General features: G+C 59.1%; 15 protein-coding genes and 1 pseudogene. 7 read left to right on the top strand and 9 right to left on the bottom strand.

Annotated features, from left to right (window positions below):
• Positions 1-115 precede the first annotated feature (115 nt).
• Positions 116-1,288 carry a Bcr/CflA family efflux MFS transporter gene (locus AC6LJ2_RS03125; RefSeq protein WP_263911779.1) on the top strand — a complete coding sequence of 391 codons (1,173 nt, stop codon included), beginning with the start codon at positions 116-118 and terminating at the stop codon, positions 1,286-1,288.
• Between the two features lie 57 nt (positions 1,289-1,345).
• Here the strand turns inward: AC6LJ2_RS03125 and AC6LJ2_RS03120 are convergent, their stop codons facing one another.
• On the bottom strand, positions 1,346-4,498 hold the full coding sequence (locus AC6LJ2_RS03120) for an autotransporter family protein (protein WP_498150742.1): 3,153 nt from the start codon (positions 4,496-4,498) through the stop codon (positions 1,346-1,348).
• A 497-nt stretch (positions 4,499-4,995) separates the two neighbouring features.
• Between AC6LJ2_RS03120 and AC6LJ2_RS03115 the strand changes: the two genes are divergently transcribed.
• Complete coding sequence (locus AC6LJ2_RS03115; protein ID WP_498150762.1) at positions 4,996-6,666, top strand: sensor domain-containing diguanylate cyclase; 1,671 nt, start codon at positions 4,996-4,998, stop codon at positions 6,664-6,666.
• A gap of 34 nt (positions 6,667-6,700) precedes the next feature.
• Here the strand turns inward: AC6LJ2_RS03115 and AC6LJ2_RS03110 are convergent, their stop codons facing one another.
• The 5 genes from AC6LJ2_RS03110 to AC6LJ2_RS03090 form a co-directional block, all read right to left on the bottom strand.
• Positions 6,701-7,627, bottom strand: a complete 927-nt coding sequence (locus AC6LJ2_RS03110; RefSeq protein WP_498150741.1) for an alpha/beta hydrolase — start codon at positions 7,625-7,627, stop codon at positions 6,701-6,703.
• 342 nt (positions 7,628-7,969) lie between these two features.
• On the bottom strand, positions 7,970-8,215 hold the full coding sequence (locus tag AC6LJ2_RS03105; protein WP_498150761.1) for a Rap1a/Tai family immunity protein: 246 nt from the start codon (positions 8,213-8,215) through the stop codon (positions 7,970-7,972).
• Positions 8,216-8,407: 192 nt separating this feature from the next.
• Positions 8,408-9,028, bottom strand: a complete 621-nt coding sequence (locus AC6LJ2_RS03100) for a hypothetical protein (protein WP_263911786.1) — start codon at positions 9,026-9,028, stop codon at positions 8,408-8,410.
• Positions 9,029-9,188: 160 nt separating this feature from the next.
• Positions 9,189-10,352, bottom strand: a complete 1,164-nt coding sequence (locus AC6LJ2_RS03095; RefSeq protein WP_498150740.1) for a hypothetical protein — start codon at positions 10,350-10,352, stop codon at positions 9,189-9,191.
• Positions 10,353-10,705: 353 nt separating this feature from the next.
• Complete coding sequence (locus tag AC6LJ2_RS03090) at positions 10,706-11,257, bottom strand: helix-turn-helix domain-containing protein (RefSeq protein ID WP_263911789.1); 552 nt, start codon at positions 11,255-11,257, stop codon at positions 10,706-10,708.
• A gap of 72 nt (positions 11,258-11,329) precedes the next feature.
• Here AC6LJ2_RS03090 and AC6LJ2_RS03085 point away from each other — a divergent pair, with 72 nt between their 5' ends.
• On the top strand, positions 11,330-11,851 hold the full coding sequence (locus AC6LJ2_RS03085) for a GNAT family N-acetyltransferase (protein WP_263911790.1): 522 nt from the start codon (positions 11,330-11,332) through the stop codon (positions 11,849-11,851).
• Positions 11,852-12,142: 291 nt separating this feature from the next.
• Here the strand turns inward: AC6LJ2_RS03085 and AC6LJ2_RS03080 are convergent, their stop codons facing one another.
• Positions 12,143-12,571 (bottom strand): bleomycin resistance protein, encoded by a 429-nt coding sequence (locus AC6LJ2_RS03080; RefSeq protein WP_498150739.1) that lies wholly within the window; start codon positions 12,569-12,571, stop codon positions 12,143-12,145.
• Between the two features lie 214 nt (positions 12,572-12,785).
• Here AC6LJ2_RS03080 and AC6LJ2_RS03075 point away from each other — a divergent pair, with 214 nt between their 5' ends.
• Together AC6LJ2_RS03075 and AC6LJ2_RS03070 are read left to right on the top strand one after the other, a co-directional pair.
• Positions 12,786-16,703 carry an ATP-binding protein gene (locus AC6LJ2_RS03075; RefSeq protein WP_498150738.1) on the top strand — a complete coding sequence of 1,306 codons (3,918 nt, stop codon included), beginning with the start codon at positions 12,786-12,788 and terminating at the stop codon, positions 16,701-16,703.
• Between the two features lie 39 nt (positions 16,704-16,742).
• Complete coding sequence (locus AC6LJ2_RS03070; protein WP_498150737.1) at positions 16,743-18,416, top strand: RNA-directed DNA polymerase; 1,674 nt, start codon at positions 16,743-16,745, stop codon at positions 18,414-18,416.
• 528 nt (positions 18,417-18,944) lie between these two features.
• On the opposite strand, the gene AC6LJ2_RS03065 is transcribed toward AC6LJ2_RS03070, so the two are convergent.
• Entirely contained in the window at positions 18,945-19,265 is a 321-nt protein-coding gene (locus AC6LJ2_RS03065; RefSeq protein ID WP_498150765.1) for a hypothetical protein, read from the bottom strand.
• Between the two features lie 69 nt (positions 19,266-19,334).
• Between AC6LJ2_RS03065 and AC6LJ2_RS03060 the strand changes: the two are divergent.
• Positions 19,335-19,586 (top strand): annotated as a pseudogene (locus tag AC6LJ2_RS03060) (transposase); the annotation flags it as partial.
• A 209-nt stretch (positions 19,587-19,795) separates the two neighbouring features.
• Positions 19,796-20,347 carry a GIY-YIG nuclease family protein gene (locus tag AC6LJ2_RS03055; protein WP_498150736.1) on the top strand — a complete coding sequence of 184 codons (552 nt, stop codon included), beginning with the start codon at positions 19,796-19,798 and terminating at the stop codon, positions 20,345-20,347.
• Positions 20,348-20,416: 69 nt separating this feature from the next.
• Here the strand turns inward: AC6LJ2_RS03055 and AC6LJ2_RS03050 are convergent, their stop codons facing one another.
• Complete coding sequence (locus tag AC6LJ2_RS03050; protein ID WP_498150735.1) at positions 20,417-21,568, bottom strand: phospholipase D family protein; 1,152 nt, start codon at positions 21,566-21,568, stop codon at positions 20,417-20,419.
• Between the last annotated feature and the right edge of the window lie 523 nt (positions 21,569-22,091).

Raw genomic sequence — 22,091 nt, 5'->3', positions numbered from 1 at the left:
TGCAGCACATCGCTGCCAATTTGTGCATTTTCACATGAAAGGCATCTCCGTAGCATGGCGGCTATTCCTTTGAACCTTGGATGCGCAGCGAGCCCGACTGGCTGCCCGGAACCCCATGCCTCGCCTATCTTTCATACTGACCGTCGCCATGCTGAGCGCCTTGGGGCTGCTTGCTTCGGATGTCTATCTGCCCGCCATGCCGACCATGAGCAAGGAGTTCGGGGTTGCCGACTGGCAAATGCCGCAAACGATCTCGTTCTACCTGTTGGCATTGGCACTTGCCCAGTTGGCTTACGGGCCGCTGTCGGACCGCAATGGCCGCAAGCCCGTCCTGCTGGCCGGCATCGCCTGCTACGTCGTCGGCTCGGCGGGCTGTGCGCTGTCCGCCACCTATGAGGGATTTCTGGCGTGGCGCATGCTTGAAGCGGTCGGCGCCGCCGCGGGCCTTGTGGTTGGCCGTGCGCTGATCGCCGATACCTGCGACAAGCGCACCTCTGCGAAGGTCTATGCGGTGATCTACCCGCTGGTGTCGCTGTCGCCCGCGCTTGCACCCGCCATAGGGGGCCACCTGGCAGCGGCCTTCGGCTGGCGATCCGATTTCCTGTTCGTCGCCGCGTTCGGGATCGTCGCTCTGCTGATGGTGCTGACGCAGCTGCCGGAAACGTTGCCCATCGCCGCCCGTACCCGGACCGCTGCGTTTGCCGGCTTCGGCCACGTGCTGCGCGACCGAACCTTTCGCCGCTACACCTTGGTGGTCTGCGCGATCTACTGCGCGTGGTTTGTCTACTTGACCCAATCGCCATTCCTGTTCGCGCGGCAGGGCCTGAGCGAAGAACAGAGCGGCTGGCTGTACTTGCCGCTGACGGCCGGCATCATCGGCGCCAATTGGGTGACCCGGCGGTTGCTCGAACACTGGCCGTATGATCGCATCGTCGCTGCCGGCATCGTTTTCTTCGTCGTCGGGGGCGTGGCGTTCATGGCGGTGGCGGCGCTGGGACTGCATGGCGCGGCGGCCGTCGTGTTGCCGATGTGCCTGGTCAGTCTTGCCAACGGTTCGTCGCTGTCGCTGGCCGTGTCCGGGGCGGTCGCCAGCGAGCATGGCTATGCGGCCACCGCGTCGGGGCTGGTCGGGTTCTGCCAGATCGGCAGCGCCGCGCTGGTGGCGATGGGTGTCAGCGCGGCTTTTGGCACAGGGCCTGGCGTGCTTGGTGCGACGGTGCTGGTGCTTGGCCTGGTCGCGCTGTCAACCTGCCTGCCACGGCCCGGATGCCAGCCAAAGGTCGTCTGAGCGCCATCCGGTACGCCGCGGGGCCCTGCGGTCTTGTGCCAGGAACGCCTGGGCGCATTACCACGTGTACTTCACGCCGATCCGCCCGACATACTGGTGGTAGTCCTGCGCGCCCCAGCTGCCGGACGCGTTGACCCATCCCGTCCAGCCCTTGGTGAAGTCGGCATGCACGCCCACCTTCAATTCATATCGGTCCTTGGGATACAAGCCCCCGACAGGCAGTTGATTGAAGGATACGGAACTGTCGACGCTGCTGTGCCACCAATTCACGGTCGCGAAGGGTTGGGCCTTGCGATTGTTGCCAAGGTCAAGCGTGGTGAACGTGCGCACCCCAAGGCGGGTAATGGTCCCATTCGAGTCGGCACGATCCACCCGGGTGCCGTTCTGCTCGGTGATGCTGTCGGTGTTGCTGTCGACATAGATGATCTGGGCCTGCGGCTCCAGCATCCAGTTTTCCCGCAGCTTGAATGCATAGCCGGCTTCCGCGGACACTGCCCAGGCCCGAGAGTCGTAGTCCACTCGCGGCAGGTCGGTTCCTTGCACCCGGTTGTTGAACCAGCCGTATTGGAACCAGGTGTCCACGTAGGCGCCCAGTTTGGTCTCGTCGTTTTGAAACCAGGTGCCGTACACGCCTGCGCTGTACCCGTTGACGCGGCCTTTTGCCTTGTAGGGGTTGCCGTCGGCGCGCGCCGTGCTGTCAGCCGTGCCGTAACCGAGCATGGCCCCCAGATGCAGGCGATCGGTCTCTGAAAACAGCTTCCATTGCGCAAGATCCGCGCCGCCCTGCAACAGGAAGAGGTCGGTGCTGACGTCAAAGTTGCCGTCGCGGCTGTGGCTGCCTTCCCATTTTCCCACCGCGCGCAACCAGATCGCGCGGCGCTTGCTGTCTTCATCCCGGAACGATTGCGATTCGATGAACTGAGGTTCTCCCAGCCGGTCGTGCATGCTCTGCACGAACATCTGCCCGACCAGGCGTTGGTTGGCCAGGTATGCCGCAACTTCGGGTCGATACAGCGGCTCTGGATCGGGTGTCGGTCCTGGCGGGGCAGGGGGCGCAGGCGGCACGGGCGGCTCCGGTTCCTTTTCAGACCGCAGGTACCAGCTCTGATCCGCGGGGGCCGCCGCGGACCCCTGGTAGAGTCGATATTCGTAGGGGCCTGCGACGGCTCGTCCGGTCAACGAAAATGCGGACGCCTGGGTCGTGGCCCCATTGATGGCGTCGACGACCTTGATGCCTGCGGCCGTGGTCAAGGCCCCGGGACCGCCGGCATTGGCAATGCGCAAGCCGGTGGTGCCCGTCGCGGCGCCGCCATCGATGACCAGGCGGTCCGAGGGGGAACTGTCATCCCCCAGATAGGTGTTCAAGCCAATCAGGCCGCCGCCAGAGCCCGTGTAATTGACGGCGGTCAGCGTCTTGAAGGTGCCCGACGAGGGAGGCGTGAACAGAATCTGGCTCGCGTTGTTGGTCAGCGAGGTCACGTTTGAATTTCCGGACATGTTCCAGACCGTGCCGTTGGTGAGCGCCACCGTCGACGTGGTGCCGGTCTCGGTCAGCGCCGAGCCGTTGAGCGTGGCCCCGGACGCGCTGATCAGGGCGACGCTCGTGGGGCCCGCCGCTGGTGCGCTGACGCCGCCAGCCAGTACCGTCACCGCCACCCCCGAAAGCCCCGGCGAGTTGACCCCGGAAGCGGTCGTCGCATCGGGGGCTGCCAGCGGATCGGCTGTGAGCGTCGAGGTTCCGATCACGTGCAGCCAGCGCGGGGCGCCCGTCACTTGCGTGCCCGTCAGTGTGACCTGGGCAGTACCGCCATTCACCGCGATGGCGTCGGATTGCGCGCTGGTCAGCGTACCGCCCGTCAGGGTCGCGGTGGCCGTGATACCGGCATCGCTGCTCAATCCCAACCCGGCCGCATCGACGCCGCCTGCCTGCAGGGTGGCATTGTTTGCATTCAAAGTGCCGTTGATCACTCGCGCGCCAAAAGCCCCCTGGCCGGCGGTGCTGACCGACGTGCCGTCGACGGACACCGTGGCCCTCGCGCCACGGGCGTACAAGCCGTGCGAATTCGTGCCTTGTGTTTGAACGGAGCCGCCGGTCAGGCTCAGCGCGACGTTGTCGGTGGCCGACGTGCCCCAGGCCGTCGCGCCGGGCGCATTGTTGTTCGTGGACACCGCCGTGACATTGGTGCCGGTCACGCGAGAGTTCGCCCCGTAACTGAGCAAGTTGTATCCCGAGCTGCCCTGGGTAGTGACGCGGGCATCCTGCAGCGTGACGGTCGAACCCATCACCGCATAGACCCCGTAGGCTGACGCCCCGGAGGCGGTCACCACCACATTCGACGCGTTGATCGTGCCGGCGTTTGCGAACAGGCCGCTGCCGCTGGCGCCCGTCGTGGTGATGGTGGTGCCGTTGAGCGTGGCGTCGGAGCCGATGGCGCCTACCCCGTAGGCGACGTCGCCGGCCGTGGAGATGGTGCCGCCCGTGACCATCATCCTGCCACGCACGCCATTCAGTGCGTTGGCCAGCGCTCCATAGGCGCCATAGGTGCCGGTGCCGTCTCGATAGGCATTGCCCCGCGTGGCAATGGCAACGTTGTTGAGCGTGACCTGACTGCCGAAGGCATAGGCGCCCGTTGCGCCCAGGCCTTCCGTGAGAATGTTGGCCTGGGTCAACGATATGCTGCTGTTGTGGCTGGCGACGGCGCCGTACGAGCCGACGGGCAGGCCGCCGACGTTGCCGTACCCGCCGGTGGTATGAATGTTCAGCCCGCCCAAAGACGTCGCGGATACCCCCGCATTCTGCGTCCAAAGCGCGGCGGCTGCGTTGCCGGAGGTCATGATGGACGTGGTAACGCCGGGCGCGGCACCGCTACGGAAGATAATCGTTCCGCCTGTTGCGTATATGCCGAAAGCGTTGAAGTTGCTTGCCGAGAATGACACCGATCCGGGGCTTGGACCGGCTGCGGGATCGACGATCAATGTCCCGCCCGTTACGGCTGATGACGTCCCCGGCGTCGTGATCGTGGTACCGCCCACCACGGTGGTGGTGCCGCTGCCCACGTTGACGGGCACGCCGATCGGTCCGGGACCGACCGTCTGCGCACAGACATCGTTTACTGCGGGTAAGAACGACCCCGTGGCGACCACGGGATATAGCCAGTGCAGCGCCGAACGCCGCGGAAATAATGAGCCTGATACTAACCAGCGTTTCATAGTGACACTCCAGAAGTTGCGATGGACAACTCACACGGTCTGACTTGATGAAACTGGCAATATCTGTAATTTGGCGAAAAGCCTAACACACGACTGAAAAAATGGTCGCAAAAAAAAGACTATCGGGTGGGGAGGGCAGTGGAGGGGTTTATTGTCGACTCACTGCTGGCGCACAAGATCTGTCCCCGAAAAAAACCGTAAATGGGCGCTGCAATCACCTCATTCTTGGCGGGTAATCACTCATCGAGGTCGACCCACGTACATTGCCGGTATCCCGCTGTTAAATATTGTCAACAAAAAAATCGAAGGCAGACGGCTGCGATATTGTGTCGATGCTTGTTCCTGCTCCAGCACCGATAAATCCGACGCACGATGCGTCGGTGCGCCTATTGCGATATTTTTGAATATCGCCTGGGAGAATGGGCGGGACGGGGCGACGCTCATACTGTAGCCAGGAGTGAGAAGGTCACACATACCGAATCAAGCGCTTTTCGACGATTGGCAAAGCGAGGGAGAACGACGTGTTGCTGCAGCAAGGCGGGCGTGAACAACAGACGTGGCGCACCGTGCGCCGCGTCTCGCTGGGCCTGGCCGTCGTCTGGTTGGCGCTGGTGGCCGGCCTTGGGTGGTGGATTTCGCAGGGGATCGTGTCAGCGCAATTGGCGAGGTCGGCGGCAAGCGCCGAATACGAGGCGAAAACGACTGCGCGCGTCATGGACCGGCTGTTCACCGAGATGGCGAGCGTGGCCAATATGGTGGCGCGGCAGGGCCAGGTGATTGAACTCGCCATGCGTTATCGCACGGATCCCCCAGGCGCCGCCTCGCTGACACGGCAGCAGCGTGCTGCGCAGTTCGCGAGCGACCCGCTGGTGCGCAGGGTCGGTGATTTCATGAACGCGCTGGCCACTGACCTGCGCTACGCCCGCATTTACATGAATAACATGTCGGACGACACCGTGTCGGCCAGCAATTGGGCCGAACCCGACAGCATCGTGGGCATGATCTATTCGGGCCGGCCCTATCTGATTGACGCGTTGCGCACCGGCAATGGCCATTATTTCGGTATCGCGCGTTTGAATAAATCCCCCTCCTATTTCGTGGCCAGTCGTATCGAGGACGCGAACGACGTGCCGTTGGGCTCGGTCACGGTCAAGTTCGACGCGCCAGAGGTCGCGCTGTATTTGACAGGGCGCCATGTCGCGCTGATCGTGAATCGCCAGGGGCGCGTGATCACGGCATCGTCAGAGCCGTTCATGCTGCGCAACGTCGCGGCGCTCCTGCCGCCAGGCACGGTCCTTGCGCCGGATGGCGAAGAAGCGGCAGGCGAGCGCATGGACGTGCGCGCGGCAGGCGACCCGGACCTTGCCGACCAATGGCTCATCGACGGCAGGCCCTATCTGCTGCGGCGCCAGCCCTTGTCGGGCACCCAGTATCAGCTGCTCACGCTGGCCACGCTGGAGCACCTGGCACCCATGCGCAGACAGCACTTTTGGATGACGGGGTTGGTCGCGGTGGTCGGCCTGGTCCTGATCCTGCTGACAGGCCACGTCGCCAGCCAGGTCGTCATGCGCCGACAGGATGAACGGTATGCCGCCAACTATGACGCGCTGACCGGCCTGCCTAATCGACGCGCAGTGTTGGCTGAATTGGAGCGGTTGTTCGCGCTGGCAAAGCGGACACAGCAATGGGTTCTGGTAGCGTTTATCGATCTGGACGGGTTCAAGCCCATCAACGACACCTATGGGCATGACGCCGGCGACAGATTCCTGATCGAGGTGGGCCGGCGCATGTCGGCCGGTCTCCGTGCAAGCGACATGCTGGGTCGATGGGGCGGCGACGAGTTCGTTGTGATCGGACTCGTGGATCCGTCCAGGTCCGACAATCCGCAAGGAGTCGTTGACGAAATGCGCAACCGGCTGGCGCAGCCGCTGATCGGTACCTACACCGCCGCCGAGTGCAGTTTCCATTATCGAGGTGCAAGCTTTGGCATCGTCACCGTGGATCCTGCCGTCAGTTCGTTGCAAGCCGCCCTCAAGCAGGCCGATCAGCTTATGTATGCAGACAAGCAGGCACGGCGGGCGCAGCAGGCTGCCAAAGGGGGGCAGGCGGGTGAATCTGCGCGAAGGCCGGGCTCGGACTTGGATGTGGGGTTGCTGAACAAGGTGTGATGTCGGTGGCAAGAACCGGCAGCCCTATGAGGGTTCAGCGCACTGGCAGCAGGTACTTCAATCCCTGCGTGAAGCCCCGGGGTGCGACGGTGAGATGATCTTCGTCGTTCAAGATCGCTGACTTCAGTTTCAAGCTCGAGTAATTTCTGCTCAGCAGCGCCGCTTCCAATGCGCGGTTGTCGGCAACCATGTCCACCGTCTGGTTGTAGCGTCGATCACCTTTGCGCAAAGCCTCATAAGCACCGACATAATGGTAGACATTCGCCTTCAGGTCCTGATTCTGCTTGGCGTAGGCCGCCTCGAGTTTCAAGGCATATCGCTTGTCGTACCAAAGAGAAGGGCTGCCGAGGATATAGCTGCTGAACAAGCCAGGATCGGTGAAAAGCACCTGAACCCCAAGCAGCGCGCCGTAGGAGTGGCCCAGAAAGATTGCTCTGGCAGGGTCTGCGCGATACCGAGCGGTGATGAAGGGCTTTACTTGATCGCGCAGATACTGCTGATATGCGCGCGCCTGACCGTGTATCGAATTGGGTGGTGCCGTACTTGGGCCGTTGGGTGTCGGCGTGTAATCACGCTGGCGGCTGACACCGCCGTCCTCGCCCTTGCCATAAGATAAGCCGACGAGAATGAATTCCTCGATCTGCGGGCCTTCAACATTCAGGCGGCGCCCTAGCTGCCGAACGATCGGGAAGGCGTAGTCGGCGTCCGTCACGTACAGCACGGGGTAGCGCCGCTGTGGCTGTTTGGCATAGGACGGTGGCAACGCAACGAAGACCTGGTAGCCGCGGTTGGAAACGGGATCAGGCACGTCCCATACTTCGCTGTCGGCGATCTCGTAGGGGTGCCCGTCGCCAGACTGCACCTTTGGCGTCGATGGGGCCTGGGCGTGCGTGGGAGCAATATAGGCGCCGAGGCTGGTCAATAGCGCGATCAATACGGCATGTGCAAGACGTCGATGCATGTGGATTCTTCGTTGATGAGCGCTGCCCTTGGCGCACGGGAATGATTCGGGTCGATGATGCGTGGCGTGCTTGCGCAGCCGCACGGGGCACATACTACTGAATTCGAGATGCCAGCGTGCTCGTATCGGCCTTGGCCGCGGTAGTCGTTCCAGCTAGCATTGGTCGAGGTGATTTTCGTCGACCTTCGGCGACACGTCGAACTACCGCTTCTGGCCGGCAGGGGCTTTTGCGCGCGCCGATGTCAGCAGCCGCTCGGAATCATCGACAGTTACCGTGCGACAGAACGCACGCACCCATTCCGGTCTTAGCGCAGCGGGGGGGCCGTATTGGCGGGGATGACTCTACCGGCAAGCGAAAGACTGATGGAGTGCCTCGCTTACTAGCGGGCCGGCATTTTCCTCGAGACGGCTGGCTTGCAGCGTGGACAAGTAGCTGTACACCCTGTCCTTCAATTCGTGGGGAAGGACGCCGGTGGGGGGGCACCAGACCGTGCCTTGTGTCTGGTCGGCGATACCGACGACGTAGGCCTGCGCATAGGAGGAAGCGAATTGGCGGCGAAGCGATGGATCGTGAAGCTCCGAGGGCATCCGGCCTTCAAGGGCCGCGGCCAGTTCGGCACCAGTGAAGTGCCAGGTCCTGGTTCCCTGCGCCTGGCAGACCGCGCAAGCGGACAGCATGATGACCTGTGCTAGTAGTCGCATTGGAAATTTTACCTCCTTGACCCGCCTGACGGCCCTGTCGTGTGCATTCTGTCGTCCCTGCTGGGCGCAGGTCCGGTCTCAAAGATGGTCGAGTTGATCGCGGGGGTGGAACTCCGGATCCTCTTTGCCGTCCAGCATCGCGTCCACCATGGCCTCGAAGGCGCCAGCGGCGTGGCCGAGTTTTTCGGATGCCAGGAATACGGAGCAGCCCTTTCCGGCGAATTCAAGCGCCGCCACAGTTTCTCGTTCGTCTTCCTCGCCCCAGAGATAGTCGTGAACCACTGCAAGGCCGCGATCATCCGCCTCGAAAAAATCGGCCGCTCCGCGCGCTACCGTAAAAAACACGATGAGGTCGTAGAGGTTTTCGGAATAGGTCAGCGAGCCTGCAACGAAGCACGTTCCTGTACGATCGTAGGCCGCAACCTTTATGTTCTCGGCCTCTGCGGATTTCAGGATGGCCCCCAGCGCCGCGCGGTTGTCTGGATGGCGAGCCAGCATGGCGTCGCATTCCGAAATGAGCCTGCCCAGATCCTGATTGCTGGAGGCAGCCAGATCCTTGCCTTCGGAGAGATACCACTGGCCGCCGATGGAACGCCAGTCCGACCATCTTGATGCCGCCGGCGCCGGGGCAGCGAGCCATCTGGCAAGATTCTCGCGGGACATCTGGAGATTGAGAAAGGCAGAATAGGGTTCGGACATGGTAGCCATCGACTCTCAGGTTCTGATCAACTTTGCTTTTACCAAATAAGGGCTTTCAGGCCAACTCTCGACAAGATTCGTTCAGTTCAGAGGCCGGTAGCGAGCAGCCAGCTGCGACTTTGGAAGGGTCAAGGCAATGACCGTAAAGAAGGTGCAATTGCTAGGGCTGTGTCGTCAGCACGGCCTGCCGCACGATGTCGTAGACCGACAGGCCCGGGAGGCGCGAGAAGAAGGAGCTTCTATCAGCAGAAGGTTTCCATGCCGACCACAGTGTCAGCACGGAAAGCTGGCCGTTCTTCCATGCGACGAAAGCCTCAATGGCGCCGGCGTCTCGGCCTTTTTTGTCTTCGACGGAAAAGCGGAAGGTGCGCGCGGCAGCCCCCTGGTCCCTCAATGAGCTGTCTTCTTCGCTCGACAACAGCACCGGTGTTCGCGCGTCCGTTGTCTGCTTGACGAAATAATCCTTCACGATAGCGGCACCGGCTGTTGCGAGGTCGGGTTTGTCCTTCATGTTTTGCACGAAGAGCCAAACCAACCCGACATCCTTTCCGTCCTTACGCCTGACCATGTGCAGCTCGGCAGGAAGCGGGCCGTGAAAATCGTTGATAGGAATGTCCCATCCTCTCGGAATGCGAAGCGTCAGGTCCTTGGCGCCAATACGAAGCGGGATCGCCTGCATTTCCCGTCCGAAGCTCGACTGCCGCCCATCTGCCCATGACAGGCCGTCAATGAACGAAGCGGCGTCTCGGTCGACTTTACGTACCAGGTCGTTCGCGGCCTCCATGCTGGCGGCACTGCTCACATCGACGATGAAATAAATGCCCAACGCCTGCTTTTCGCGGGCGAAGCAATAACCGATCGCGGCGCTCTTTGGCTTTCCGCTTTCGGCCTTCTGGGCCAGAAGGGCCGCCTCTGTCAGGTCGTCCGAGGTCGTGGAGACTGAAGGTATAAAACCGATTGCTTCCACTTCGAACGTGCAGATACGCAATGCTGTGGCGGGCGCTTGCAGGTTATAGCCCACAATACTTGTCTCGAGCTTCGGGGCATCTTTCTCCGACTCGATCTTTCCTATGACCTTTACGTTGCCGATGGTGTTTGGCGGCTTCGGTTCCATTGGCACCATCTTGACTGCCGCATCCCGAGGAACGCGGCTTTCAAAATTCAACGCGGGCGCTGAAAAATCGAACTGCTGGGTTACCCAGGGCCCGCCATCGGACGAAGTGTCGTTCCCTGTGGCGAAAGCCGTTCCAATGGTGGGTGGGACCCAAATCGACACCGCCAACGTCGTATTGGCAAGGATAAGATACGCTTTCCTTCTGTTCATCTGTGTCGCTCAGAAAGACCTTCAGGGTTGTGGCGATCCTGTCGCATTTTAATGATGGAGCGGATCTTGGCCATTAGTCAAAGGCATCGTCTGCACGATTCTCCGAGGTAGCCAGAGGCTTTCGAGCGTCGGCAAGAGGTCCACAGGGGCTGATATTGCATCGCGGTCTGTTCTTCATCAACTGAATTGGGACGTTTGAATGCGTGGTTGGAACAACGACTTGCGCAAGCCATTCAAACGCGTACTTTCTGGCGTCCGGGCCAAGCCTGTGAGCAGTCTTCGAGCACGGCCCGCTTCCGAGCCGAAGCGGAGCGTGTATGAGACAGGCGGATACATCGGATTGCCGAAGCGATTCAGGCATGGAGCACGTTGAGCAGGTATCGGCATTGCTCGCATGCGAAATAGCTGACGGCCTTGTCCACGGCAAAGTCCAGTTGATCGCCTGCCACCAGGCGTCGTGTCTCGTCGCCGTAACCCAGTTCGAGCACGCCCTTCAGCAGCCATAGCCGCTGTCGGTACGGTTTCGAATGCCATTGTGGATAGTCGATGCGGGCACCGGCAGGCAGCTCGATTTCTATGAGCTCGGTGCCGGTTTTTTCATCCAGTTCTGCGACTTGCCGCCGGACGTATCCGGTGGCTGGGTCACGCCAAGTCGTTTGATCCGCCTTGTGACGGAGCAGGAATGGGTTGGGGGAGGGTGCCGGGGCCAGCAGCTCTGTCAGCGCGACCCCAAGGCCCGATGCAAGGCGGCCGAGCACGGCCGCTGTCGGGCTGCTGTCCCGTCTCTCTATCTTCGAGATCATTGCCTTGCTGACGCCGGAGCGCTCGGCCAACTGGCTAAGACTCAGCCGCTGGGCAGTCCTCAATTCAGAGATGCGTTGTGCAATGACGTCGTCAACAGCCATCGGGTTTCCTTTTTCAAAGATGTCTCATATAGTAGACGAATCGTACTCTAATGTGAAACCCGAGGCCCCCTTATGCGTACCGTCCATTGCACCGAAGAACGCCATGCGGCAGCCATGCTGGCTATCTTTAACCACGCGATCCTGAATTCCACGGCGCTATACGACTACAAGCCCCGCCCGCCCGAGGCCATGTCCGGTTGGTTCGAGACGAAACGCAAGCATGCCTTCCCGGTCCTGGGATTGGAGGACGAATCCGGGAAACTGCTGGGCTTTGCATCCTATGGGACGTTCCGTGCTTGGCCTGCCTACAAGTACAGCGTTGAACACTCGATCTATATCCACGATGCATGCCGCGGCCAGGGGCTAGGCCGTCGCTTGCTGACCGAGCTGATTGAAGAGGCTCAGGCAAGGGATGTCCACACCATGGTGGGCGGGATCGACACCACCAATCGGGCAAGTATCGCCCTGCACGAGCGCTTGGGCTTTCAGCCGGGCGGGGTCATCAGAGAGGTCGCCTACAAGTTCGGAAACTGGCTCGACCTGGCGTTCTATCAGAAGGTGTTGAGCACACCGGCCCATCCGAACGAAGAATGACGACGACCGATGCCCGCTGCTGGCCGTTTGCAGGCCTTGGTGGCCGTCCGTTTTCAACTTGGATCGGGCCGGAGCGGCAGCCTAATCCTGATCTAGCTCTTTGTGCTTCTGGAAAACCTGCTCCCTGTGCACTTTCAAGAATTTCCTCTGTCGAGGGTGAAAAGCGCCGACGTTGGCTGGGCACCTCACGAGAAACCCTGGAATACCGGCTCTTCGTCACAAATCAGATATGGAGCACGTCCAGCAAGTATCGGCATTTCTGGCATGCGAACTAGCCAATGGCATTGTGTATTACGAGGGGCGATTTCCAATCCACGCGGAAAAACGCAGTAGATAGCCATCGGGGTCTTGCACTAAAAATTGATGGACCCCGATCTCGATTTGCTCGCTCCGATACCAACGCTCTTGCGGTTCCCGGTACAACGGCCAACTGGCGTCCAGTAATCTTCTGTACAGGGTGTCGATCGACCTCACCTTGATTTCAAAATTCACGCCACGGCCCAAAGGCGCTTCGAGCGGTGCTGTGATCCAGCCATCGTCGCCGCGGACCTCTTCGAGCATGAACTGTGCGCCCTCCCGGTCCAAGAAGACGAATCCCTCCTCCTCGCGCTGATAGACGACCTCGAAGCCGCACAGGTTGATCCAGAATTGCCGGCTTCGCTCGAGGTCTTTAACCATTAATTCCGGGACCATACGCGCTCGGTAGGATTTGTCTTCCATCGTCTCTCCTTTTTATTGGGGCCATGATAACGCCCTAGGTCCTTGGGCGCTGGGAAGCTCTCGCTCGTTGCCGGAATCTGAGCATCTCGGACGCTCGCTTTCGACCCAAAGCGGCCGGTGAAAGACCCAGCGACCCTGCTCGTGTAATATTTCGAAACCATCCGCTTTGAGCGAAAGCAAATCGGCGAACAGTATGGCTGAACCAGGGAGGCATATGACCGATATCGAGCCATCGTCGCGGGACATTCATTTGCTAACTATTGACACCTTGCTTGCAGATCTTATTTGCGGCCGTGCAGTGGGTACTGGCGGCGGTGACAAATTCGCGATGTCATCCGATGACGCGCGCGCAGTCCTCGACTGGTACCGGCAGAATCGCGGCAAGTGGCAGGCGAATTTGTCGGCCAGTGATGCGGAGGCAGTCATAGATAGAATTGGCACTCCGCCGCCAACGACGGAAGCAACGGCCGAGCCAGTGGGCGCCCGCGCTGTCAAGGTATTACGCCTCGTGAAGGTTGAGGCGCACCGTTTCGCGGGGTTACATGCTTATGGCGAAGCGAGTGCGCCTCCGGCGTCTTTCGTCTTCAAACCGGAAAAGCCCGTAACGCTGCTGGAAGGCGTAAATGGTTCGGGTAAGACATCGATCGCCAATGCAATTGTCTGGTGCTTAACTGGTCACCTTATCCGGTCTCAGCGGCTGCCGGAGGAAGGGCCGGTGGAGTTTGTCTGCGAAATTGCTCGAGACGATGGAGCGGACACATCACATCTCATTTCGGCGGTCACACCATTACCGACCAAATCGGCCGAACTACCTGCTGCAGGCCAGCCGATCCCCGCAGATACATGGGTCGAAGTGACACTTTGCGATTTGAGCGGCACATTATTGCCGCCATTGCGTCGCTCACAAACCCGTACAGCTCGCGGCAAGATCAACGAAACCCCACCGGATTTAGAAGCTACAGGGATTGATCCGATTGGATGGCGGATCGCCACGACTATGCCGGCGTTGCTTCCATTCCTTTCGATCGGTTCAACCTCACAGTTGGGCGAGGCAGTAGCGCGGCTAACCGGCTTAGCGGATCTCGTAGATCTGGCCCGACACGCGGAAAAGATGGCTGCCCGCCTTGGAAAAATCGAGGCCGCCACGCTTGAGAAACAAAGGCTGGAGATCGCGGGCCGCTATCAACAAACAGTCGACGACCTCGCAGCAATTCTCTCCGAAACACCAATTATCGCGTTCGAAGGCGAACCGCCGGCAGTAGACGCTGTAGGGGCTAAAGAGCGAGTCGCCGAAATAGCGCAGCATTTTGTTGAAGTCAAAGCGAAGGCGCTTAGCGAAGCGCAAGAGGTGCTTGGAACAGGGTTCGATCCGGAAAATAAGCAGGCTCGCGACGATTTGGAGGCGAGTACTCGCCCGGCAATCGAAGGACTAAAAACGATTGGCGACCTACCATCGATTGGCCGCCTCTCCGCGCTAAAAGTGGACGCTATCGAGGTCGCCACCGTCGTCGCATTGCTGGCGCAAATTGAAGCTGAAGCGGAGACTTTGTCAACCCTCGCTGCCAATCCTGATCGTGCGCGTCGTGCGCAACTCTATGCCAAGGTGTCCGAGTGGATGCATGACCATGGTCATGTTGACGACGGCGCTTGCCCCGTTTGCATCGGCCAACTGGGGGGCGTGTGCGATCCAGTGACGGGTGCGCTCGTTACCGACCATCTCACGGCAGCAGCACGTAACCGAGGGGTGATTTCCCGGACCATTGCGGAGTGGTCGGCGTATTGGTGCGGGCGTCTTCTTCAGGAACTTCCTCCGGCGATAAGTGGCGAAGTGCGCAAGGATCTGCCCAGTTCTCCTGCCGCGCTGCTCCGCGCTGGTTTGGCTGATGATCTTTTCGCAACAGAACCATACCGTGGCACCTTGGCAGCGTTGCGCACAGATGCTGTCTCCCTGATAGATGAGAGACTCCTCTCACTTCCGGAGTTTGTAGAGCCGCCGGCGCCATCTCTACCGTCTGCATTGCAGGCCGCCTCCGTTCAACTGCAACAAATGATCGGTCGCACTGCTCGGGCTTTAGCCTTTGCCGAGTGGCGTGCGCGGAACGGAAGCGCGCTGACAGCCTTTGTGCATTCGGTGCGACGCGGCGACGACGGAGATGCAAAGGCAGGGCGTGCAATCGGCAGGCGGTTGAGCGCGCTTCTCACAATTGTGGAAGATGTCGCACCGCTGAACTTGGCGAGCGAACAGATTCGCCGTATGGAGGTGGCACGCAAAGAGCATGAGGCAAAGACAGAACGTATTGCCGCATGTGGGCGAGCGGTAATCGCGCTCAATCTTCTGGTTCCGCTCGGCCATTTAGCACAGGTGCAGGTCGACACGCTACGCCGCAAGCTTCATAGCAGATCAGAGTTTTGGCGCCGCGCGATCTATCGCAATGCCACGACTTTTGCGCCCGACCTTACGGGCACGGATATGAACGCGCGCGGTGTGCTGGACCTCAAGGTTGGCCGAGATGGGGTCACGGCGTCAGCACAGCACATCTCTAACGCTTCAGCCCTGCGTGGCGCCCTGTTCGGCTTCTTTCTTGCATTTAGGGAGCATGTGCTATCAAAGCGCGGCGGACTTTCACTGCTCATTCTCGATGATCCCCAGGAACTTCTCGATCACGACAACCGCCAAAGACTGGCGCACGGGCTTGCTGCAGTCGCCCAGGCCGGCGCTCAATTGCTCGTCACCACCCACGATCGTCGTTTCGCCCGTTCGCTCGTTGCGGAGAACCGCTCGTCTGATCGTGTTCAACATCTTTCGGTTCATGCGGTCAATAGCGTCCATCCAACCCTGAGCCTGTCGCCAACTGTAGAGGAAGTCGACCGGCGTCGGCAAGCCTTCGTCAGCGATGTTGATTCAGCGGCCGCAGCGCAAAATTATGCATCAGACCTCCGCGTATTTATTGAGGGACGACTGAGCGATTTGTTCGATGATTTGGCAGAGCCGGCCCACGCGACATCGACACAGGCGCTCACACTATTCCCGTTGCTTGATCGACTGCGCGCGCTCATAAGCGACGGGAAGGGGGAATTATTCTCCAATTCGATATTGCGGCGTTTCGTTGACGACCCTGGGCTGGTCAATGGTGCGGCGCCGAGGCGTATTCTCAATAAAGCCCATCACAATGAACGGGCATCCATAACATATGTCGATGTCAAGGACGTCGAATCAGACTTCGTTCGTCTACGAATTGGGATCGAGAAAGTTCATGAGCAATTCCGGCTGCACCGTTGGCGGGAACCGCTGGCGCCTATGAACGCCTCTGAATCTAATGTCGTTGGGCTGTCGATCATGATGCGGCCGACATTTTCGGTGCCGATCTGTCCTGACATTGCGGCCTTCTCTCGCTCAGTCTCGTCAGCCGGTTCGCAGGACTTTGCCGCCGAACAGCTCAGCGGAGAATGGTTCGACGGAAAGGCGCTATTTTACGTTCGCGGTGAGACACTGGGTTTTGCAATTCCGTCGGGCTCCGTTGCTATTGTGGAGGCTGAGCCCTATCCCGGTCGCGACAGAAACCTGGTAATTGCACGGCATCAAGGTAACGTGCTTGCGCGTCGGCTACTTAGGGCGTCGGGCGCACAGGGAATATCACTCGCCGCGCAAGCGCCTGATCCTCGAACTCCGCGCCCGACGTTGACTTACGACGAAAGCAAAGTTCGGCTGTTCCGCGTCGTCGGTGCCATATTCACCGATATGGCACCGCCATCTGGTAGTGGCGAAGCGACAGTGATCGACACAGTACAGGAACTTGGCCAGATCGAGGTCGCATATCGTGTGCGTGAAGAAAGTGCGGTACCTCTCGCACTACCTGGTCAGATCATTCTTGGCGGTGCCGAACTGACGCCAAGCGAACTCGATACATGGGAAGGCAAACTCGTCGCCGTTTCGCTTGCGGATGGGAGCAGCATCTTTAAGCGTGTTGGCGCGCGCCTTCCCGGTGGCCTTGCTCATATTCGCCAGTTCGAGACCATCGGTGGTCTTGGGGCCTCGATGGTAGTCGCAACGGAGGTGTTGGACACGGCCACCCACGTCCCAGTGATGGTTTCCGCCCGACGGATTCTGGGAGTGCTCTATGAACAAGCATAAAGACAGATGAGTGGCATCAAATGAACTGGATAGAATGAAATGGACCGAATCGAAAGACTCCTGAGGTTGGGCTACCTGCCGTCCCAGTTGCCGCCGGCGTTCAAGTCGGGCGACCTGGCGTTACACCATGCAAATTTGTACGCTGCATGGGCCGCTATGCCTTCTAAGTCTCATGTTCCGACGTCCCCAAGATCAAAGTCAGAACTGTTTAGTGTCGCGCGCGCTGGCCATCAACGCCGGGCGACGGGCTTACCAAACCCGATTGCTCAGACCTTCCTGAGCAAGGCCGTCGTCGACAACTGGGCCAGCATCATTTTGAATTTTCGCCGTTCGAAAATTAGTGCAAGCCATCCCCGATTTCGACGCGACTCCAATCGAGCAGCAAGCTTGCCGTCCATGCAAACTCTGTACGAGAGACGTTTATTACAAGGCGCCGGATATCGCTACGTCCTTCGAACTGACATCTCACGATTCTTTCCTACTATCTACACGCACTCCATTCCTTGGGCGTTGCATGGAAAGGCAGCAAGCAAAAAGAATACTAGACCTACTCCGAAATTTTTCGGCAACCTATTGGACCTCGCCACTCGTCAAAGCCAGGATGGTCAGACATTCGGGCTATCGATCGGTCCGGATACTTCGCACATCATTGCCGAATGCATCGCAACGTCGATCGACGTCGACCTAGAACGCAAGCTGAAGGGCAAACTCGCCGGTTTTCGTTACGTTGACGACTACTACCTATTTTTTGAAACGCAGGACGATGCAGAGAAAGCACTCGCTGCCTTGGTACGGTGCCTTAGAGATTTCGAACTGCAAATAAACTTCGAAAAGACCCGTATATGCCGCATCGACGAACTGGAAGAGGATTCCTGGACACACGCACTTCGCAGCATCGCCATCTCGTCCAGCGGTCAACGGCAGCGTTCAGACATCAACCACTACTTTGAACTGGCGCGTGATCTCGCCAAGCGACATGCAACCGATGGCGTCATGGTCTACGCTCTGCGCCGCGTCGGCTCAGTGATTCTTCGGTTGGAGAATTGGGACGCTTTTGAAGCGCAACTTTGTCTGGTTGCTTCCGCCCATCCTGTCACGCTCCAGTCGATCGCAAGACTCCTTTCCACATATTCAAGGTTGGGATTTCCAATCAGCAAGCAACGCGTGTCGCGCCTCATCAACTCGCTCATAGCAGAGCATGCCCCACTTGAGCACCATAGCGAGGTCGCATGGTGCCTGTGGATCTGCAAGGAGCTTAACTTGGAAATCACAGCTGCGAACGTCGACTCGGTCGCGGCAATGGAATCTTCGATCTGCGCGCTAATCTTGCTGGACCTTGACTCAGCTGGGGCTCTACCTAAAACGCTTGCACACTCTCGCTGGAGGCCATTCGAGACATCAAGCGCACTATGGGAGGAGCAGTGGATGCTCAGCTATGAAGCAGGGGTGAGAGGCTGGGGAGGCATGTCCGACACGCATATCAAGGCGGACCCGTACTTTGATGAGCTTCGTAAGCTTCAGGTTCGCTTCTACGATACGGGTGCATTGATAACTCCGCTCATTACCCCTAAGTCGAATGCACTGGAGCGCCACAATTTCAATTCGATTGCTCAGCTGTTAGAACTCGAAGATCTTGACGACGTGTTCGAGTATGAGGACGAAGAAGATGCATATGGGAGCCCAATCGAAAAGGAAGAAGAAGATGATTTCTAAACCGGCTTGGCCCGAGTGATCAGCATTTAGAAATCGGAGGTCATCTTCGTTAGAGTCCCTGCTCGTTGATCGTTTATATTGACGTGAAATGTCCAGCCATTTGGGGTAGCAACTATTGTTCTGCGAGAGCGACGGCTTGATATCCGAAGCAGACCATCGGAGAAGGATTCTGCAAGGGTCCATCCAGCCTGAAGCGGGCATTCAGCCAAACCTTCCGGATGACCGCTCCTGGCCGGGAACGGCCAGTGCTCCTGGTTGCCCGAGCGATGACCGCCAGGGCTGAGGTTCGCGGTAGCAGGATCTACCGCGGGGGTGGCTCGACGCTGGCGACTGGGGGCGAGGTAGGCGCGGCTGTCCAAGTGAGCGACGGGGTGGACCGAGGCACCCGTGACCCCTGCCAGGATGTTCTGTGAGCAAGTTCAGTGAACTTGTTGGACGAGAATCCCATGTTAAATGAACCACGGCGAACAAAGTGGATGAACCAAATCTCAATAAGTCGTTAATTTGTATGGTTTGGCGTCTGCACTTTCAATGAACTTCGACAGGCGGATCAGGCCACTCAGCTTGACGATTCTGATTAGCCGCTCGTTCTGCGTCGAGTCTGCCGATAATGTCTTGCATCGCAACATCACGGTTCCATGCTCCAGGTGCATGTTCTTCGATCGGCATATGGGCGAACTCTCGGAGTCGCTTGGCGATCCCTGAAACTTTGAAGCCGAGGGCCGCGTAGTCGCGCTGCCGATGCATGAAGAAGTCGCCGTGCTCAGGCGGATCGTCATTCTCCCACACGTTACTGAGTTGGGTTTCCAGGCGCTCCTGCTCGGCAGGAATTTCCAGAATGTCGTACATCAGCTTGCGCGGCAGAACGCGCCACTCGACCCTAATGTCCAGCGGCGCGAACGTCGGCGGTTTGACCGTCAGAGGCAGTCAGGCACATCCTTGCGTGGGCGCAGCCGCATGTCCAAGGCGGGTCCTGCCGACGTCAGGGCGCTGGCATACATGGCTGGGGTCGTCGCCTCGAAACACAATCCTCATGTACGGGCGTTGTATCAACGGTTGCTGGCCGCGGGCAAGACCAAGATGTCGGCTCTGGGCGCCTGCACGCGCAAAGTGGTGCATCTGTGCTTCGGCGTGCTCAAGACGCGACAGCCTTACAGGCCTGATTACGCTTTTTTCTACTTGACGGCCAAGACGGTATCTTCAGAGTCGGAAGCAGCCTCAGAGAAAGGCCGCTGCCGACCGCTTTCCGGTCATTCAATTACTGATAAGCTCCCATGTGGTCGCGCCCTCACCGGGGAGCTTTTTTGAGGCACAACTTTGATTTCGACAGGAAGGGGTAAATTGACAAACTCGTATTCTGCCATTGAGGGGTGATCTACATGATGGAGACGGTTCCAGCAATAGCGCCTGGAGGGTGGATCTACATAATAATGACGCGCAGCGACGGAGACAGGGTCAAGATCGGAAAGACCAAAGGCAACCCTATTGATCGGCTGGCGAAGCTCCGATGCGGCGACCCATATTTAGCAATGGTTGGGGCGTTTTTCATTCCCGAATCGAAGGGAAAAATCAAGCAAGTCGAAAAGTATGTGCATAGTTGGTTTGCAGAAAAGCGGATTAGGTTTCAAGAGCACATTCGTTCGCACGGGGGTAGTCCCGCATATACGCTAGATGACCCTGATCTTATCCCCCACTCCGAGTGGTTCACGATGGACCCGCGTGAAGCAGAACACGACGTGCGCGGCGCACTTCAGAGTTGCCTCGCCGGCGCGCCGATTTCCGTTGCGAGCTGGTTTAACGCCGGCTCATTTCCCTGCCTTGCCTTTTACACTCAAGATATGTTGACCCAGATGTTCGGAAAGCCAGCAAATATAGATGACGATTACGAGTTAGGCGATGAGCTTGAAGACATTCCATGGGATGCTTGGTAGGAGCAGTGACGTAATCCCGCGCTCCGAAATAGCGAAGTTTGGCTCGCCCCAGGGGGCGGGGCCTCACTGTCAACGCTTGGCGGGGCTGTTTTTCCCATAAGCGAGCCAAAGAACCGCGTCCAATTCTGCAAGCGTCTTAGCGGGGTGACGCGGGTTGGCACGCAATGCCATGCGAAGGCGCTGGGCCAGATCCACATAGGCCACACCTTCCGACGCGCCTCGCGGCCCGCGGAACTTAATGTCTGTCAAGAAAGCCAACACAGGCTGGTTCTTCACTGGATACAGCTTCGGAAACCTAAGGCATAGCATTTCGGACAAGAATGCGCCGCGAGACTGGACGCCTTGCCTGCTCAGCGAGTCGATCTCCCTCACGACGGTGTCATCTCGTTCTGAAGAGGGAGAATTGACGATGCGAAGAAAGGATTGACTGAGCTTGTGAAAGTCGCTCGCCTTGCCTTGACGCTCCCAACCCGCACCTTGCAGACGATCGTTGAGCTCGGAGCTCCAATGCTCGGGCAATGCGTCGTAGAAATCATGGTTGGACATGCGCCTTTCGGCGGACGCTCTGAAGATCTGCATCAACCCAGCCCTGTGTCTTGAATAGCTCTCTATCTGTTGCCGGCGCCTGCGCACTATCGCGGCCGCGCCAGCAATCCGCGGTAGCTTCAAAGCCTCAAGCAGTTCCTCGGACGAAGATTTTCCCTTTTGACCGATCGGTCCGCCTTGAGGAGCCTCTCGGTAGATTTTGAGCCAGTCTTCCGACACGCTGATACACGCCTGTTCCATTTTCTTTATCCAACCGCGTGCTTCAGCAAACTGAGCCGTGCTTGGTTGGAAGTAGACGTTTGCTTCATGGTTCCTTGAGAACGCAGCACCGGTCAAGTTGGACGAACCAACCAAGGCGTGAAGGCTTCCATCACCCTCGCGCCAAAACATCGCCTTAGGATGGAAACCGTCAATGTCTACTGCGACCATGAACTGCCCACCGAGGCGGTTTGGCAGCCACTGCATCACCTTTTTGCAAGCCTCCTTACGCGTGATGCCAAAGTCCTTGCCGACAATGAACCGAAACGCGTCGCAGCCATCATTTAGCTTTGCCGGTGCCTCCCAATGGGTCAGGTAGGCCGATACGATGTACAGTTCGACCGCCTTCTTCAGCGCGCTCGCATAGTAATGTTCCAGGAGTTTTTGTCCGCTGTCCGGCAGCAACACTAGGTTCATTCGGAATTTCCTCTCTCGTCGGACCCACAGCTTAACGATTGCGAACGCGAGTGAATTTCCACACGACGAGCCTTAATTGGACGTTATTCTCGTAATTTGAAGGCCGCTCTGGCTCGGCTTCGGGACATTCAGACGCGAATAGCGTAGGCTATCGCCGACCGCGGATGGTCGCATGCTGCTGCCGGCGTCTTCCATGCGCGGCGATGGACAACGTCGTGCGTGTGGTGGCCAGCATGCGGGAATCCATGCGCGGCTTGACGTGGGGACGGGGTCGTGGGCGGGGGCTTTCTGCTCGGAGCGAGGGCCTGGTGCTGGCCCGCGAGCCCGGTGCGTGCGTCAGCGTACGGACCTGTCGTGCTGGGGTGCGGGGCTGGCGGCCGCTCTGCGCATAAATCCGCCTGGCCAGCGTCTCGGCCGCTCTGCCATACGCGGCCCAGCGCACGCTAGCGCAGCGGCACCATCTCGCATGCCAACTCGGCGAACAATTAGCACATCTCGCTCCGTCGTCATTTGCAGATCGGCG

It is taken from the genome of Achromobacter sp. 1014246743 (assembly GCF_059760725.1).
The sequence above is the reverse complement of the archived record's forward strand: the minus strand, read 5'-3'. Positions and strand labels throughout refer to the sequence as shown.

Coding starts and splice junctions, on each gene's coding strand:
- AC6LJ2_RS03125 (WP_263911779.1), top strand. CDS start 116: ATGCCTCGCCTATCTTTCATACTGACCGTCGCCATGCTGAGCGCCTTG.
- AC6LJ2_RS03120 (WP_498150742.1), bottom strand. CDS start 4,498: ATGAAACGCTGGTTAGTATCAGGCTCATTATTTCCGCGGCGTTCGGCG.
- AC6LJ2_RS03110 (WP_498150741.1), bottom strand. CDS start 7,627: ATGCATCGACGTCTTGCACATGCCGTATTGATCGCGCTATTGACCAGC.
- AC6LJ2_RS03105 (WP_498150761.1), bottom strand. CDS start 8,215: ATGCCCTCGGAGCTTCACGATCCATCGCTTCGCCGCCAATTCGCTTCC.
- AC6LJ2_RS03100 (WP_263911786.1), bottom strand. CDS start 9,028: ATGTCCGAACCCTATTCTGCCTTTCTCAATCTCCAGATGTCCCGCGAG.
- AC6LJ2_RS03095 (WP_498150740.1), bottom strand. CDS start 10,352: ATGAACAGAAGGAAAGCGTATCTTATCCTTGCCAATACGACGTTGGCG.
- AC6LJ2_RS03090 (WP_263911789.1), bottom strand. CDS start 11,257: ATGGCTGTTGACGACGTCATTGCACAACGCATCTCTGAATTGAGGACT.
- AC6LJ2_RS03085 (WP_263911790.1), top strand. CDS start 11,330: ATGCGTACCGTCCATTGCACCGAAGAACGCCATGCGGCAGCCATGCTG.
- AC6LJ2_RS03080 (WP_498150739.1), bottom strand. CDS start 12,571: ATGGAAGACAAATCCTACCGAGCGCGTATGGTCCCGGAATTAATGGTT.
- AC6LJ2_RS03075 (WP_498150738.1), top strand. CDS start 12,786: ATGACCGATATCGAGCCATCGTCGCGGGACATTCATTTGCTAACTATT.
- AC6LJ2_RS03070 (WP_498150737.1), top strand. CDS start 16,743: ATGGACCGAATCGAAAGACTCCTGAGGTTGGGCTACCTGCCGTCCCAG.
- AC6LJ2_RS03065 (WP_498150765.1), bottom strand. CDS start 19,265: ATGTACGACATTCTGGAAATTCCTGCCGAGCAGGAGCGCCTGGAAACC.
- AC6LJ2_RS03055 (WP_498150736.1), top strand. CDS start 19,796: ATGATGGAGACGGTTCCAGCAATAGCGCCTGGAGGGTGGATCTACATA.
- AC6LJ2_RS03050 (WP_498150735.1), bottom strand. CDS start 21,568: ATGAACCTAGTGTTGCTGCCGGACAGCGGACAAAAACTCCTGGAACAT.